We start from the raw sequence: 15273 nt of genomic DNA on the forward strand, positions 1-15273 counted from the left end.
TCCGGCGTCACGCCGGGCGCGAGGGGACGGCCTCGCGGCGCGGGTCCGGGCTCGTCGCGGACGGCGCGATGCGCGGCCAGGTCCAGGCGTACCGCACGACGAGGGCGAGCAGGACGAGCTCCAGCACGACACCGAGGCCGTAGTAGTACAGGTAGAACCCGCCCGCGACGTTGAAGACCGTGACGGGGACGTAGAGCGCGGCCACGACGAGGTTCGCGGTGCGGCTCGCGCGGGCAGGCAGCGTCAGCGACAGCGTGACCATGAGGATCGGGACGGCCATGAGGGTCAGCGCCGAGATCGAGAAGGTCTGGGAGAGGTCGAACGTGAAGACCTTCCCGTCCAGGATGTCCGCGACGACGCCGGGCGTGTAGAACCCGAGGATGTCGACGTAGGCGTACAGGAACATGAAGCTGGTCCACACGGCGGCGAGCTTGGCTCGCACCGGGACCGGTCGGTCGTCCAGCGTGGTGGTGGGCGCAGGGGTGGTGCTCATCGTGGCCTCCGTCGTCAGGGTGCGGATCGGACAGGTCCACGGTCGCGGGGGTCGACGGCCGCGCACATCGGCCCGGAGGCCGGTGCCTCCCGGCCGAAGGCACGGTCCGTCTCTCGTCCTTTCGGCGGGTACGCGCGGGCGCCGCGATCCCTAGGCTGGGCCCGTGACCACCGTCCGGCGCTCCCTCTGGCACGAGCCGCGGCCCGCCGACGCCCCACCCGTCGGTCGCCCCGACGTGCTGCTCGCCGGCGCGTTCGCGGCCGTCGTCGTCGTCGAGGCGGTCGCCCGGCCGGGTCTCGCGTGGCGGCCCCTGGTCGCGGCGCTCGCCCTCGTGCTCGTGCCCGCGCTGCTCTGGCGGCGGGCCCACCCCCTGCCAACAGTCCTGGTCGGTTGGGGCGCCGTCGCGCTGCTCTCGGTCCTCCAGCTCGCGGCGCACACCGCGGACCTCGGCCTCTACTCCACGACGGCGGTCCTGATCCTGCTCTACTCCCTGGTGCGGTGGGGGTCGGGCCGCGAGACGGTCCTGGGGACGGCGTTCGTGGCCGTCGTGGTCGCGCTGGGCATGTACGCGTCCTCCGCGGGGTGGGCCGACGTCGTGGGCGGGACCGCCTTCGTGCTGCTGTTCGTCGCCCTCGCCGCGGTGTTCCGCTACCGCGCCGACCTCTGGCACCGCCGGCAGCGCGAGATCCGCAACGAGGAGCGGGTCGCTCTCGCGCGCGAGCTGCACGACACCGTGGCCCACCACGTCTCGGCCATCGCGGTGCAGGCGCAGGCGGGCGGCGTGGTCGCCGGTGCCCAGCCCGAGAAGGCCGCGGAGGTCCTGGCCGCGATCGAGACCGAGGCGTCGCGGACCCTGGCGGAGATGAGGTCCGTGGTGGAGGTCCTGCGCGCGGAGGACGCCGTCGCCTACGCACCGCCGCGGGGCGTCGCCGACCTGCCCGCCCTGGCGCGCACGGGTGCGACGCCCGTCGTCGCGGTGTCCCTCCACGGGTCGTTCTCCGGGCTCGCACGACCGGTGGACGCCGCCCTCTACCGGCTCGCGCAGGAGTCGCTGACCAACGCCGTGCGGCACGCCCGGGGCGTGACCCGCGTCGAGATCGACGTCCGCCGGGAGCCGGACGCCGTCCGGCTGCGGGTGCGCGACGACGGGCGGGCCGACCCGGGGCCGACGCCGCAGCCGGGGTTCGGCCTGCTGGGCATGGCCGAGCGCGCCCACCTCCTCGGCGGGTTGTTCATCGCGGGGCCGGGCGCAGCGGGCGGCTGGGTGGTCGAGGCCGTGCTGCCCACGGAGGCCCCGGCGTGAGCGTCCGCGTCGTCGTCGCCGACGACCAGGACCTCGTCCGGACCGGCCTCGTGATGATCCTCGGCGCGCAGCCGGACGTGGAGGTCGTGGGGGAGGCGGCGGACGGGCTCGCCGCGCTCGACCTGGCGACGCGGCTGCGTCCCGACGTCCTGCTCGTCGACATCCGGATGCCCGGGCTCGACGGCATCGAGGTGACGCGGCGCCTGGCCGGGCCGGGCGCCCCGGGCACGACGGCGGTCGTCGTGATCACGACCTTCGACCTCGACGAGTACGTCCTCGGCGCGCTCCGCGCGGGCGCGCGTGGCTTCCTGCTCAAGGACGCCGGGCCGCAGCTCCTCGTGCAGGCCGTCCACGCGGCGGCCGCCGGGGACGCGCTGATCGCCCCGAACGTCACGCGCCGGCTGCTCGCGACCTTCGCCGACCGGGCGCCGGTGGTCCCGGTCCAGCCCGTCAGCCCGCTCACCGAGCGGGAGGAGGAGGTGCTCGCGCTGGTGGCACGCGGCCGCACGAACGCCGAGATCGCGGCCGAGCTGTTCGTCGGCCTGAGCACGGTCAAGTCCCACGTGGCGTCGCTGATGACCAAGCTCGGTGCCCGCAACCGCGTCGAGGTCGCGCTGTGGGCGTACGACACCCGGCGCGTGCGGGCCGACTAGCGCGGACCGCGGAGCCGGCTACGGGAGCCAGCGCCACCCGAGCGGGGTCGCGACGGCGTCGACGAGCTTGTCGTGCGGCTCGAGCGGCAGCGGGCGGTCGGACGCGTCGTAGACCTCCTCGGGGAACACGACGGCCACGACCTTGGTCCCGGGACGCACGTGCTCGAGCGCGCGGTCGTACCAGCCGCCGCCCTGCCCGAGCCGGACGCCGCGCGAGTCGACGGCGAGCGCGGGGGCGACGACGACGTCGGCCTCGGCGATCGCGTCCGCGCCGAGCGCCGGGGTCCCGGGTTCGGGCGGTCGGCCCGGCGCGCGGACCTGGAGGTCGGCGGGGCCGTCGTAGAGCGCCCAGTCGCGCTGCAGGCCCGCGCCGAGCACGGGCAGCAGGAGCCGGACGCCGCGCGCGGCGAGGCGTTCGAGCGTCTCCGACGTACCGGGCTCGGTCGGCCGGGCGGCGTAGGTCGCGACGCACGAGGCGGAGGCGACCTCGGGGATGGTCTCGATGACGTCGGCGATGGCGGCGGCCGCTTCCTTGCGGAGCCGCTCGGACCGCGACTGGCGGTTGGTGCGGATGGCCTTGCGGAGGATCTCCTTCGCGTCCTCGGCTTCGATGCTTCCGTGCAGGGGGTACGGCTGGACCGGGCCACTCATGTCCCTATTGTCACCCGGAGCGACGGTCCTCGTGGACGCGACGCGGGGTGACCTTGTGCCCGTCGCGCGCCGGACGGGTTCCGCGGACGGGTCGGCGGTGCCTATGATCGGGGGCGAGCCAGTAGTACGGACTCCTGACAAATGCGTCGCGAGGCCGTCGGAGTGCCGACCAGTGAGGACGCCATGACCGCGACGACGCCCGCCCAGCCCACCGCCACCACCCCGCGCGGGGGCGTCCGCCCCCGGACCGGACGTGCCGCCGTCGTGCTGGCCGCCGGGCACGACGCCGCGTCGCGCGAGCTCCTCACGCGCCCCCTCGGCGACGCGACCGTCGTCGAGCTCGCCGTCGCGAACGTGCGGCGCGTGGTCGACGCGAGCCGGATCGTCGTCGTCGTGTCGCCGGACGACCCGACGGTGCGCGAGCTCCTCGGCGAGGACGTCGTGTACGTGGAGCAGGCGGAGCCGCTCGGCACGGGGGACGCCGTGCTCGCCGCGCGCGAGGCCATCGCCTCGGTGCTCGGGCCCGGGGCCGACGACCCGGTGCTCGTCGCCTACGCGGACACCCCGCTGCTGCGCGCGGAGTCTCTGCTCGGGCTCCTCACGCGCCACACCCTGACGCGCGCCGACCTGTCGCTGCTCTCCGCCGTCGTGGACGACCCGGACGGCTACGGGCGCGTGGTCCGCGCCGGGGGCGAGATCACGGCGATCCTCGAGTCGTCCGAGGTCGCGGACGCCGCGCCCGAGCCGCGCACCGAGATCAACGTGGGTGCGTACGTCGCGGCGCCCCGCCTGCTGTTCGGCGAGCTGGAGCGCATGGCGGCCGACGGCGAGCACCGGCTCACCGAGCTCGCGCGCCGCGTCATCGGGGCGGGCAAGCGCATCTCGTCGTACCGCATCGTCGACGTGGACGAGGTCCGCGGTATCAACACCCCGGACGAGCTCGCCCAGGCGGCGGACATCGTCCTCAAGCGCCTGTTCGTGCCGAAGAAGAACACGGACACGAAGATCGTGTTCGGCACCGGCGGCTGGCGCGCGGTCATCGGCGAGGGCTACACGCTCGCCAACGTGCGGCGCCTGTGCCAGGCCATCGCGAACGAGACGATCCGCCGCGGGCTCGACGGCAAGGGCGTCGTGATCGGCGGCGACCGGCGCTTCCTCTCGCGCGAGTCCGCCGTGGCCGCGGCCGAGGTGTTCGCGGGCAACAACATCGCGGTGACGCTCCTACCCGACGACGTCCCCACGCCGCTCGTCACGTTCGCCGCCCCCTACCTCGGCGCGGCCTACGGGATCATCGTCACGTCGAGCCACAACCCGCCCGAGTGGAACGGCATGAAGGTCTTCCGCCAGGACGGCTCGCTCCCGCTCGACGACGAGACCGACCGCTACCAGGACGAGGCCAACGCCCTGTCCGTGGACGACGTCATCACGCTCGACATCGACGTGGCGCGCCGCGCGGGCGTGGTCGTGGACCGGTCCCTCACCGACCCGTACGTCGACGCGATCGAGGAGATCATCGACGTCGAGGCGGTGCGCGGCTCGGACCTCCAGGTCGTCGTCGACCCGATGTACGGCACGAGCCAGCTCACGCTCGGCACGATCCTGTCCGACATGCGCGTGCGGTCGGAGTTCATCCACGCGACGCACAACCCGCTCTTCGGCGGCGTCGCGCCCGCGCCGGACCTCCAGCGCCTGAGCACGCTCGTGACGATGATCCGGCAGGGCGGGGGGCGCTACGACCTCGGCATGGCGACCGACGGCGACTCCGACCGCATCGGCATCGTCGACGAGACGGGCGAGTACATCTCGACGAACGACCTGCTCCTCCTCCTGTACTGGTACCTGCACGAGGTCCGCGGCGAGAAGGGCGGCGTCGTGCGCAACCTCGCGACGACGCACCTCCTCGACCGGCTCGCGGCCCACTTCGGCGAGGAGTCGCGCGAGGTCAAGGTCGGGTTCAAGCACGTCACGGCGGGCATGGCGGAGATCGGGGCGGTGCTCGGCGGCGAGTCGTCCGGCGGCCTGACGATCCGCGGCTGGATCCTCGGCAAGGACGGCATCTTCGCGTGCGCCCTCGTGGCGGAGATGCTCGCCCGCACCGGCAAGCGGATCTCCGAGCTGCGCGCGATGCTCTACGAGATCACCGGCCGCCTGTACACGCTCGAGGCGGGCGTGCCGGCCACCCCGGAGATGCGCGTCGAGGTGCCGCGCCGGCTCGAGGCGCAGCCGCTCACGCACGTCGGGCCGTACCCCGTCGTGTCCGTCTCGCACCTCGACGGCACCAAGATCCTCCTCGAGAACGACAACTGGGCGCTCCTGCGGTTCTCCGGCACCGAGCCCGTCCTGCGCATGTTCGTCGAGGCGGACACCCCCGAGAAGGCCGCCGAGCTCCTGGAGTGGCTCCAGGGGTTCGTCACCGCCGGCGTCTGACGCCGGCGCCCCGCCCGGCACCCACCCGGCACCCTCCTGCACCCAGCCCCCAGACCACCCCAGGACAGGAACCAGAGCAACGATGCGCTACGGCCACTTCGACACCGCGCACGACGAGTACGTCGTCGAGCGCCCCGACGTCCCCGTCTCGTGGACGAACTACCTCGGCACCCGGGACATGTGCACGGTCCTGTCGCACCACGGCGGCGGGTACTCGTACTACAAGAGCTCGCAGTACGGGCGCATCTCGCGCTTCCGCCAGAACGGGGTGCCGCTCGACCGCCCCGGCCACTACGTCTACCTGCGCGACGACGCGGACGGTGACTACTGGTCGGTGTCCTGGCAACCCGTGGGCAAGCCGTTCGTCGGGCCGGACGAGGAGCTCGACCCGGCCGGCGGCGCGGGGCGGTGGACCACGCGCCACGGCCTGAGCTACACGACCTTCCGCGCCGAGTACAAGGGCATCGACGCCGAGCAGACGGTCTTCATCCCGCTCGACGACGACGTCGAGCTGTGGGACGTGCGCGTCACGAACACGACGGACGAGGTGCGCGAGCTCACCGTCGGGTCGTACGTGGAGTTCTCGTTCCACACGATCACGATCGACAACCAGAACCTGCAGATGTCGCTCTACGCGTCCGGGTCCTCGTACGAGGACGGGATCATCGAGTACGACTTCTACTACGAGCCCTGGACGTTCCACTACTTCGCGTCGAGCGAGACGCCGTCGTCGTACGACTCGCTGCGTGACAGCTTCATCGGCCCGTACCGCACCGAGAGCAACCCGGTCGCGATCGAGCGCGGCGAGGGGTCGAACGCGAGCGCGACGACGCAGAACCACTGCGGCGCGCTGCTGCACAAGGTGACGCTCGCGCCGGGCGAGACCAAGCGCCTCGTCTTCATGCTCGGCTACGGCTCGCGCGACGCGGCCGGGCGCGCGGTCCGGGCGAAGTACTCGGACGTCGCGGCCGTCGACCACGAGCGCGCGCGCCTTCGCGACTACTGGCGCGCCAAGCAGGACAAGCTGCGCATCCGCACGCCCCACGAGGGCATGAACACGATGATCAACGCGTGGACGCTGCTCCAGGCGGAGACGTGCGTCGTGTGGTCGCGCTTCGCGTCGTTCGTCGAGGTGGGCGGTCGTGCGGGGCTCGGCTACCGCGACACGGCGCAGGACGTCATGAGCGTCATCCACTCGAACCCGACGAAGACGCGCCAGCGCATCGTCGAGCTCCTGCGGGCCCAGACGGAGGCCGGCTACGGCCTGCACCTGTTCGACCCCAAGGCGTTCGACCCCGACGCGGAGAAGCTGCCCGACGTCCCGTCGCCGACGATCGTCCCGACGGTCGACCCGAAGGACCTCATCCACGGCCTCGAGGACACGTGCTCCGACGACCACCTGTGGCTCGTCCCGTCCGTCGTGGAGTACGTCAAGGAGACGGGCGACCGCGCGTTCCTCGACCTGGAGATCCCGTTCGCCGAGGGCACGCCCGCGACCGTCTACGACCACCTCGTGCGCGCGCTCGAGTTCTCCGCGCAGCAGGTGGGCCAGAACGGCGTCGCGCTCGGCCTGCGCGCCGACTGGAACGACTGCCTCAACCTCGGCGGCGGCGAGACGTCGCTCGTGACGTTCCTCCACGCGTGGGCGATCGGCGCCTTCCTCGAGGTGGCCGAGCCGCTCGCCGCGGCGGGCGACGAGCGCGCCGAGGCGGACGTCGTGCGGTTCACGGCGGAGCGCGAGCGCATCGCGAAGGTCGCGGACGCGCAGCTCTGGGACGGTCGCTGGTGGATCCGCGGGTACACGCGCGACGGCGTGAAGATCGGCTCCGCCGAGAACGACGAGGGCAAGATCTTCCTCGAGCACCAGGCGTGGCCGGTCATCGCGGGCATCACGACCCAGGAGCGCGGCGAGGCGTCGATGGACGCGGTCCGCGAGCTCCTCGGCTCGGAGTACGGCAACCACCTCAACTGGCCGGCGTTCACGAAGGTCGACGACACGGTCGGGTTCGTCACGCGCGTGTACCCGGGCATCAAGGAGAACGCCGCGATCTTCTCCCACCCCAACGCGTGGCCGATCATCGCCGAGGCGCTGCTCGGGCGCGGCGACGAGGCCGTCCAGTTCTACGACGCGATCCTCCCGTACCACCAGAACGACAACATCGAGGTCCGCGGCGCCGAGCCGTACGCGTACGTCCAGTTCCTCTACGGCCGCGACCACGAGTGGTTCGGCAAGGCGCAGAACCCGTGGCTCACCGGCACGGCCGGCTGGATGTACACGGCCGTGACCAAGTACGTGCTCGGTGTGCGGCTCGCGCTCGACGGCCTCGTCGTCGACCCCTCCATCCCGAGGGACTGGGACGGGTTCGAGGTGCGCCGCGAGTGGCGCGGCGCCGTCTACGACATCGAGGTCCGCAACCCCGACCACGTGTCGAAGGGCGTGCGGTCCGTGACGGTCGACGGCGTCGAGCACGACCCGGCGACGCCGATCCCCGCGCTGCCCGCGGGCACCGAGGCGAAGGTCGTCGTCACGCTCGGCTGACAGCACGGCCGGCACCACCGGGTGCCCGCGTCACCGGTCGGTGGCGCGCGGGCACCCGGTGGTGTCACCCTGTGCACCGAGGGACGGGCGCCCGCCCGTGCCGACCGACAGCCCGAGGACGGTTCACCGCCGGATGACGCACAAGATCACGCGCGGCTGGACCGTCGCCAAGCCGTGGCCCGTGACGCTGCGGGACGACACGCTGGGCGGCTCCGTCGTCCTGCGGCCGCTGCGCCGCCGGGACGCGACCGCGTGGATGCGCCTGCGCGCGCAGAACGCCGAGTGGCTCGAGCGCTGGGAGGGGACGTCGCCCCGCCCGGGCTCCGGGGGCGGGCCGCCGACGTTCGCGGAGTACGTCCGCGTGCTGTCCGCCCAGGCGCGCGCCGGGTCGTCCCTGCCGTTCGCGGTCGAGCTGGACGGCGAGCTCGTCGGCCAGCTCACCGTCTCGTCCATCACCTACGGCTCGCTGTGCGGCGCGAGCATCGGTTACTGGGTGAGCGAGCACGTCGCGGGCCGCGGGGTGATCCCGACGGCCGTCGCCATGGCGACCGACTACTGCTTCGCGGTCCTCGGCCTGCACCGGATCGAGATCAACATCCGCCCGGAGAACGGCCCGAGCCTGCGCGTCGTGGAGAAGCTCGGCCTGCGCGACGAGGGCGTGCGCGAGCGGTACCTGCACATCCAGGGCGCCTGGCGCGACCACCGGACCTTCGCCATCACGAGCGAGGAGGTGCCCGACGGGCTCCTCGCGCGCTGGCAGGCGTCGCGGCGCGAGACCATCTGAGCCGCCCGACACGCCGGAGAGCGTGCGGACCGCGGCCGCACGCCTCGCCTACGGTCGTGATGTGGAATCGGCCTCGGGGATCGTCGCGCTCGCGGTGGTCCTGCTGTGGGTCGGCTTCTACGTCCCGCACCGGGTGCGTCACCGGCAGCAGCTGCTGGAGGCGCGCACGGACGACCGCTTCTCCGGCTCCCTGCGGGTCCTGGCCGTCGCCGGCCCGGGCGGCGGGGGGATCGACCCGTGGGACGCGCGGCTCGACGGGGTGACCGCCGTCGCGTCGATCGCCTCCGGGCCGGGCGACGGGGGTCGTGCCCTGCTCGAGGGCGCGGGCACGGAGGACCGGCCCACGGGCCGGGCGCACGACGAGGAGGGAACGCACGCCATGGGGAGCACCGTCAGCGCGTCACCCTCGCGCGGGGCACCGCCGCGCCGCCAGCCGGCTCCGGAGCAGTCCCGCCTCGCCCTCCTCGAGCGGCGTGCCGCCGCGGCGCGCCGCCGTCTCGCGCTCACGGTCGTGCTCCTGCTCGCGAGCGTCGCCGTGTGGGTCGTCGCCGCGCTCGGGTACGTGCCGTGGTGGGCAGGTGCCGTCCCGACGGCGCTCCTCGGGCTCGTGCTCGTGCTGGGCCGTCGTGCGGTGCTCGCGGCGCAGCGTTCCGACGCCGCGTGGCTGGCCGAGCGTCGTGCGGCCGCGCGGGCCGCGCGCGGGACCGTCCTGGGTGCGCCGCCCGCGCCCCGGGGTGCGCGTCCGCGCGTCACCGGTCGCGCCGTGCACGGCTCGCAGGTCAGCACGCAGATGATCCCGCGCGTCACGCCGAAGGACCTGGCGCGCGCGAACGCGGCCGCGACCGCCGACGCCGCGCGCTCCGCAGGGCCCGCGTCCGCGCCGCGCGAGGCGGTGACCGCGCCGAGCGCGACGGAGGCCGAGGGCTCCGGCTCCGAGGAGCCTGCTCCGGCGGGCGAGGCTGCCCCGGCGCGCGACGCCGCGCACGAGCCGTCGCCGACCGTCGCCCGCGCCGACGTCGTCGACGCCGCCGAGGCCGGGACCGCGGCCGAGGACCACGTGCCCTCGGGCCGTGCCTGGGACCCGGTGCCCGTGCCGCCGCCGACGTACACGATGAAGCCCACGGCACCTCGCCGCGAGCCCGCCCCGCTCACGGACGACGACGTCGTCTCGTCCGCGCGTCCCGCCGCCGACCCCGTGGTCGCGACGGTGCCCGTCGGCGACGCGTCGTCCGGCGCGCCGACCCCTGCCGAGGGCGACGAGCGCAAGCCCTCGACCGAGACGCTGGGCCTCGACCTCAACGAGATCCTCGCCCGCCGCCGGGCGGCCGGGCAGTAGACCCCCCGAGGGCGGCCGGTTTGCACGACCCCGCCCTCGGGGTGCTAATCTGTACACCGCTCGAGGGGCTATGGCGCAGTTGGTAGCGCGTCTCGTTCGCAATGAGAAGGTCGGGGGTTCGAATCCCCCTAGCTCCACCGGGTGAAGGCCCCGGACCTCACGGTCCGGGGCCTTCGTCGTTCCTGGGGCGCCTGTGTCGTGTCGCAGACGTCGTGCCTCGGCCGCGGGCGGCACGGGCCGACGGGACCGTCAGGACGTCCGGACGGCGCGGTCGTCGGTCACGTTCGTGAGGAAGAGCGCGCTGAGCTCGATCGCCTCGTTCCTCGTGGAGCACCCGAGCTTGCGGTAGATGGACTTGAGCTGCGACTTGATCGTGTTCGGCGAGACGTGGAACTGGCTCGCCAGGTCGGCAACGGTGCTGTGGAGCGGCAGCGCGTAGAGCACGCGCCGCTCGCTCTCCGTCAGGGTCGAGCGGTTCGGCAGGTCGCGCAGCTCGAGGCCGTCGACCGACCGGTCGAGCTGGGGCCCGGTCTGGTCGTCGAGGCGTTCGCGGACCGCGTCGAGGAGCTGCCGGGGCATCGACGCGATCAGCCGGCGGACGTGGCCCGTGCTCGCCGCGCGAGCGACGGCCAGCGCCGTGTGGTGGCTGACCCTCCCGTTGCGCGCGAGCTCGAGCCACGCCGAGAGCATGACGTGCTCGGCGTGCAGTCGGGGCCCGAGCGGGGACTCGCCGGCGAGTCGCCGCAGGTCCCTCGTCGCGGCGTCGAGACGGCCCAGGTGCAGGTCGACCCGGACGGAGGCGAGACGGGTCATCGGCCCGCAGCGGGCGCGGTCGTCCGCCAGGCGGCGTGCGGTGACCTCGTCGCCCATCGCGAGCAGCGCCTCGACGGTCACCGCCGCGACGATGTCGTTCGCGACCGAGCCGTGCTGGCGCGGGTGCGACTCCTGAGCGAGCTCGGTCACCTCGATCGCCTCGCTCGGCCGGTGCTGGGAGACGAGGGCGCGCGCCCGGGCGAGGAGCGTGAACGGCCACGTCATCTCCACGCTGTGGTACGGCTCGAGCCGTGCGAGCCGCAGCTCCAGGTCATCGCTCATCCGGTCGACGGCGATGAGGGCCTCGGTGGTGGCCTCGGTCGCCTGCACGGACCGCTCGTGCGCCGGGGACGGGTCGGGCTCGCGCGCCGCCTCGTCGAGCGCGGCCCGCGCGTCGTCCAGCGACCCGCGCAGCGCGTGGGCGAGAGCGAGACGGCTCAGCGCGAACCGTTCCGCGTCCGGCTGGATCGAGTGCCGACCGAGCTCTCGGGCCCTCGCGAACTCCAGGAGCGCGCGGCGCGAGTCGCCGGAGAGCAGGTACGTCGAGCCGACCTGGAGGTGCGCGAACCACAGCGGCCCGTCGGTCCGCTGGTGCCACTCGGCGTCGACGCTCGCGAGGCGCTCCAGGAGACGTTGGGCGCAGACCGCTGCTGCCGCCACGTCCCCGCTGAGGCGGAACGCGACCATCTGGGCGACGGCGAGGAAGTCGAACTCCTCCGCGCTCAGGGTGCGCGCCTCGTCGGGGTCGATGAGGGGTTTGAAGGGGCGGTGGGTCAGGGCGAGGAGCGGCGTCATCGGATGCACGATGCGGAGCGCGAGGTACCGGTCGAGCACCGGTGACGGGAGTCGTTCGACCGCCCGCATGAGCAGGTCGTGGTGCGAGCTGTAGAGCGGCCAGAGGTTCGTCATCGCGGCCGCCGCGATCGCCTCGGGCGAGCCGGAGGCCATCGCCTGCTCGAGCGCCGCGCGCGCCGCGACGGGGTCGTTGAGGTTCACGGCGTCCCTCGCCCCCTGCCAGCGGCCGGCGAGCCCGCTGGCCCGGCCCCCGCACGACGGTGCGGACAGCGCCGCCCGCCGTCACGAACGTCGTTCGACATCGTCCGTCACAACCTCCAGGTAGGCCCTCCCGGCCGCACGTCGGTCATCGGAACTCAGTCGTACCACGGGAAATGCCGGTCAGCATGTCCAGGAAAGGGAATGCCGGGTGAAAGAGCGGGTGAAAGGCCGGGTGGCGCCCCGTGTGAGGGGGCGGGGGAAATCGCGGGTTCACCGTCCGGTCCCCCCGAGGTGCTGGTTAGCATCACCGCATGAGCCCTCCAACGGCGGCGTACCGGCGAATGATCATTCGGAATGTCCGAGTCTTCGACGGCGTGAGCGAAAAGACTTTAGACAATGCGGACGTTCTGGTCGAGGGGCAGCACGTCGTCGCGGTGTCGGAGTCGCCCGTCGGGGGTCACGAGTCCGACGGCGTCGTCGAGATCGACGGGGCGGGAAAGTTTCTCATGCCGGGCCTGAGCGACGCCCACGCGCATTTGATGGGCAACGCCAACACGATGATGGATTTCCTCCAGGGGCCGACGGGGGCCTTGTACGGCAACACCATCGCGGAGGCGCGGCGAATGCTCCTGCGCGGGTTCACGACGGTGCGTGACATGGGCGGCGACACGGCGCCCGTCAAGGCGCTCGTCGACCGTGGCGTGTTCGAGGGGCCGCGCATCTTCCCGAGCCAGGCGATGATCTCGCAGACGTCCGGGCACGCGGACTTCGCGTTCGTCTACGACGTGCCCCAGGAGTTCGGCGGGCGACCGAGCCGCACCGACGACCTCCACTTCACGCGCGTCGCCAACGGCGTGCCCCACGTCCTCGCCGCGGTGCGCGAGCAGCTACGGCAGGGCGCGAGCCAGATCAAGCTCACCCTCGGCGGCGGGGCGGCCTCGATGTACGACCCGCTGAGCACGCTGCAGTACACCCCCGAGGAGATCCGGGCCGCCGTGCAGGCCGCCTCCGACTACGGGACCTACGTCGCCACGCACGTGTACACCGTGGACGGCATCCGGCGCGCGATCGACGCCGGCGTCCGGTCGATCGAGCACGGTCACCTGGCGGACGAGGACACGATCCGCCTCGTCGGGGAGACCGGGACGTGGCTCTCGATGCAGCCGTTCGCGGAGGCGGACCACCACTACCCGGACCCGGCGCGCGCCGCGAAGAACGCGCAGATCTGCACGGGGACGGAGCAGGTGTACGAGTGGGCGAGGAAGTACGGCGTGAAGACCGCCTGGGGCACCGACCTGCTGCTCGAGCCGCAGTCGGCGGCCCGGCAGAGCCTGATGGCGGCGCGCATGGGCGAGTTCTTCAGCAACGCCGAGGCGCTGCGGATGCTGACGTCGGGCAACGCGGAGCTGTTCGAGCTCGCGGGCGAGCGGAACACCTACCGCGCCGGACGGCTGGGCGTCATCGCCGAGGGTGCGTGGGCGGACATGGTCCTGGTCGACGGCGACCCCCTCGCCGACCTCTCCGTGATCGCCGACCCCGACACGAACTTCAGGCTCATCGTCAAGGGAGGGCAGGTCGTCAAGAACACGCTGTGACCGCGGCCCAGGTGCCTCGTCGACGGCGAGGCGACCGAGAGCAGAGCGGAGCCGAGGTCCCGGCACACGCGGTGGGAGGCGCACCACGGGACCGGTGGCCCACGACCGCCCCCCACGAAGCACCAGGAGGACAGCATGACCGCCAACACCACGAAGGCCCGCCAGACGACGAACATCGACCCGACGCTGAGCGTCAACCCCGTCTTCGTGCGGCCGGGAGAGGCGACGGAGTTCGACAAGTTCACGATGCCTGCCGGCCCGAGCCTTCCCGAGACGGCGTACCAGATCGTGCACGACGAGGCGATCCTCGACGGGAACTCGCGCCTGAACCTGGCGACGTTCGTCTCCACGTGGATGGACGACCACGCGCTCAAGCTCTACAGCGAGTCGGCCGACAAGAACATGATCGACAAGGACGAGTACCCGGCGACGGCTGCGATCGAGGACCGCTGCTGGCGGATCCTCGCGGACCTGTGGCACGTGCCCGACCCCACGGACACGATCGGGACGTCCGCGATCGGCTCGTCCGAGGCGTGCATGCTCGGCGGGCTCGCGCTGAAGCGCCTCTGGCAGGAGAAGCGCAAGGCCGAGGGGAAGTCGACCGAGCGGCCGAACCTCATCATGTCCGCCGCGGTGCAGGTCGTCTGGGAGAAGTTCTGCAACTACTGGGACATCGAGCCCCGGTACGTCCCCGTCTCGCGCGAGCACCTGGTGCTGGACGGGTACGACCTCGAGAACTACGTCGACGAGAACACGATCGGCGTGGTCGCGATCCTGGGCCAGACCTTCACCGGGCTGTACGACCCCGTCGAGGCGATCGCGAAGAAGCTCGACGAGATCGAGGCGAAGACGGGGCTCGACGTCAAGATCCACGTCGACGGGGCGTCCGGCGCGATGGTGGCGCCGTTCTGCCAGCCGGACCTCGTCTGGGACTTCCAGATCGACCGCGTGAACTCGATCAGCACCTCGGGCCACAAGTACGGGCTGGTGTACCCGGGCGTCGGGTGGGTGGTCTGGCGCAACACCGCGGTGCTCCCCGAGAGCATGATCTTCCACGTCAGCTACCTCGGCGGGGACATGCCGACGCTCGCGCTGAACTTCTCCCGGCCGGGGGCGCAGGTCCTGCTGCAGTACTACCAGTTCCTGCGCCTCGGCCGAGAGGGCTACCGCGAGGTCCAGCAGAACTCGATCGACGTCGCGACCTATCTCTCGAGCGGGATCGCCGAGATGGGGCCGTTCGAGCTCATGAGCAAGGGCGACACGATCCCCGTGTTCGCCTGGATCCTCAAGGACGGGTACACGGACAAGTGGTCCCTGTACGACCTCGCCGACCGGCTCCGCATGAAGGGCTGGCTCGTCCCGGCGTACCCGATGGCGGACGACATGTCCGACGTGGTCCTCCAGCGCATCGTCGTCAAGGTCGGGCTCAGCCGCGACCTGGCCTCGGCGCTCCTGGCCGACATCAAGGGCGAGGTGCAGTTCCTCGACTCGCTCGACGCGCCGCTCCCGCGCGAGGCGTCGAGCGGCTCGCACTTCCACCACTGAGCCGGCACCCGCGGGGGGGGGGGGGGGGGGGGCCCCCCCCCCCCCCCCGCGCCCCCCCCCCCCCCCCCCCCCGCCCCCCCCCCCCGCCCCCCGCCCCGGGGGGGGGGGGGCAGAGCACAGCCCGCCGGACGCCCGCCC

The 15273-nt window shown here is 72.8% G+C and carries 11 protein-coding genes and 1 tRNA gene; 9 read left to right on the forward strand and 3 right to left on the reverse strand.

Annotated features, from left to right (window positions below):
- Positions 1-7 precede the first annotated feature (7 nt).
- Positions 8-493 carry a DUF6326 family protein gene (locus tag GYH36_RS01135; protein ID WP_155097845.1) on the reverse strand — a complete coding sequence of 162 codons (486 nt, stop codon included), beginning with the start codon at positions 491-493 and terminating at the stop codon, positions 8-10.
- 163 nt (positions 494-656) lie between these two features.
- Between GYH36_RS01135 and GYH36_RS01140 the strand changes: the two genes are divergently transcribed.
- Together GYH36_RS01140 and GYH36_RS01145 are read left to right on the forward strand one after the other, a co-directional pair.
- Positions 657-1796 carry a sensor histidine kinase gene (locus GYH36_RS01140; RefSeq protein ID WP_162288856.1) on the forward strand — a complete coding sequence of 380 codons (1140 nt, stop codon included), beginning with the start codon at positions 657-659 and terminating at the stop codon, positions 1794-1796.
- Positions 1793-2449, forward strand: a complete 657-nt coding sequence (locus GYH36_RS01145; protein WP_162288857.1) for a response regulator — start codon at positions 1793-1795, stop codon at positions 2447-2449. Before GYH36_RS01140 ends, GYH36_RS01145 begins: the two co-directional genes overlap by 4 nt.
- An 18-nt stretch (positions 2450-2467) precedes the next feature.
- Here the strand turns inward: GYH36_RS01145 and GYH36_RS01150 are convergent, their stop codons facing one another.
- Complete coding sequence (locus GYH36_RS01150) at positions 2468-3100, reverse strand: 5-formyltetrahydrofolate cyclo-ligase (RefSeq protein WP_024841250.1); 633 nt, start codon at positions 3098-3100, stop codon at positions 2468-2470.
- A 183-nt stretch (positions 3101-3283) separates the two neighbouring features.
- On the opposite strand from GYH36_RS01150, the gene GYH36_RS01155 reads away from it, so the two are divergent.
- The 5 genes from GYH36_RS01155 (at position 3284) to GYH36_RS01175 (ending at position 10323) form a co-directional block, all read left to right on the forward strand.
- Positions 3284-5527, forward strand: coding sequence for an NTP transferase domain-containing protein (locus GYH36_RS01155; protein WP_162288858.1), 2244 nt, complete (start codon positions 3284-3286; stop codon positions 5525-5527).
- Between the two features lie 82 nt (positions 5528-5609).
- The gene (locus GYH36_RS01160) at positions 5610-8066 is read left to right on the forward strand and encodes a glycoside hydrolase family 94 protein (RefSeq protein ID WP_162288859.1); all 2457 of its coding nucleotides are present in this window, start codon (positions 5610-5612) and stop codon (positions 8064-8066) included.
- 133 nt (positions 8067-8199) lie between these two features.
- Positions 8200-8850, forward strand: coding sequence for a GNAT family N-acetyltransferase (locus GYH36_RS01165; RefSeq protein WP_155097842.1), 651 nt, complete (start codon positions 8200-8202; stop codon positions 8848-8850).
- Positions 8851-8911: 61 nt separating this feature from the next.
- A complete protein-coding gene (locus GYH36_RS01170) occupies positions 8912-10186 on the forward strand; it encodes a hypothetical protein (protein ID WP_162288860.1) in 1275 nt (424 codons plus the stop codon).
- Positions 10187-10250: 64 nt separating this feature from the next.
- A tRNA-Ala gene (locus GYH36_RS01175) sits at positions 10251-10323 on the forward strand.
- Positions 10324-10435: 112 nt separating this feature from the next.
- On the opposite strand, the gene GYH36_RS20190 is transcribed toward GYH36_RS01175, so the two are convergent.
- Entirely contained in the window at positions 10436-11995 is a 1560-nt protein-coding gene (locus GYH36_RS20190; protein ID WP_115943134.1) for a LuxR C-terminal-related transcriptional regulator, read from the reverse strand.
- Between the two features lie 374 nt (positions 11996-12369).
- On the opposite strand from GYH36_RS20190, the gene GYH36_RS01185 reads away from it, so the two are divergent.
- Positions 12370-13590, forward strand: a complete 1221-nt coding sequence (locus GYH36_RS01185) for a metal-dependent hydrolase family protein (protein WP_203231455.1) — start codon at positions 12370-12372, stop codon at positions 13588-13590.
- 135 nt (positions 13591-13725) lie between these two features.
- Entirely contained in the window at positions 13726-15135 is a 1410-nt protein-coding gene (gene gad / locus GYH36_RS01190) for a glutamate decarboxylase (protein WP_024841242.1), read from the forward strand.
- Positions 15136-15273 lie beyond the last annotated feature (138 nt).

The sequence above is a fragment of the Cellulosimicrobium composti genome (assembly GCF_010287905.1).
In the GTDB taxonomy this organism is placed as follows: domain Bacteria; phylum Actinomycetota; class Actinomycetes; order Actinomycetales; family Cellulomonadaceae; genus Cellulosimicrobium; species Cellulosimicrobium composti.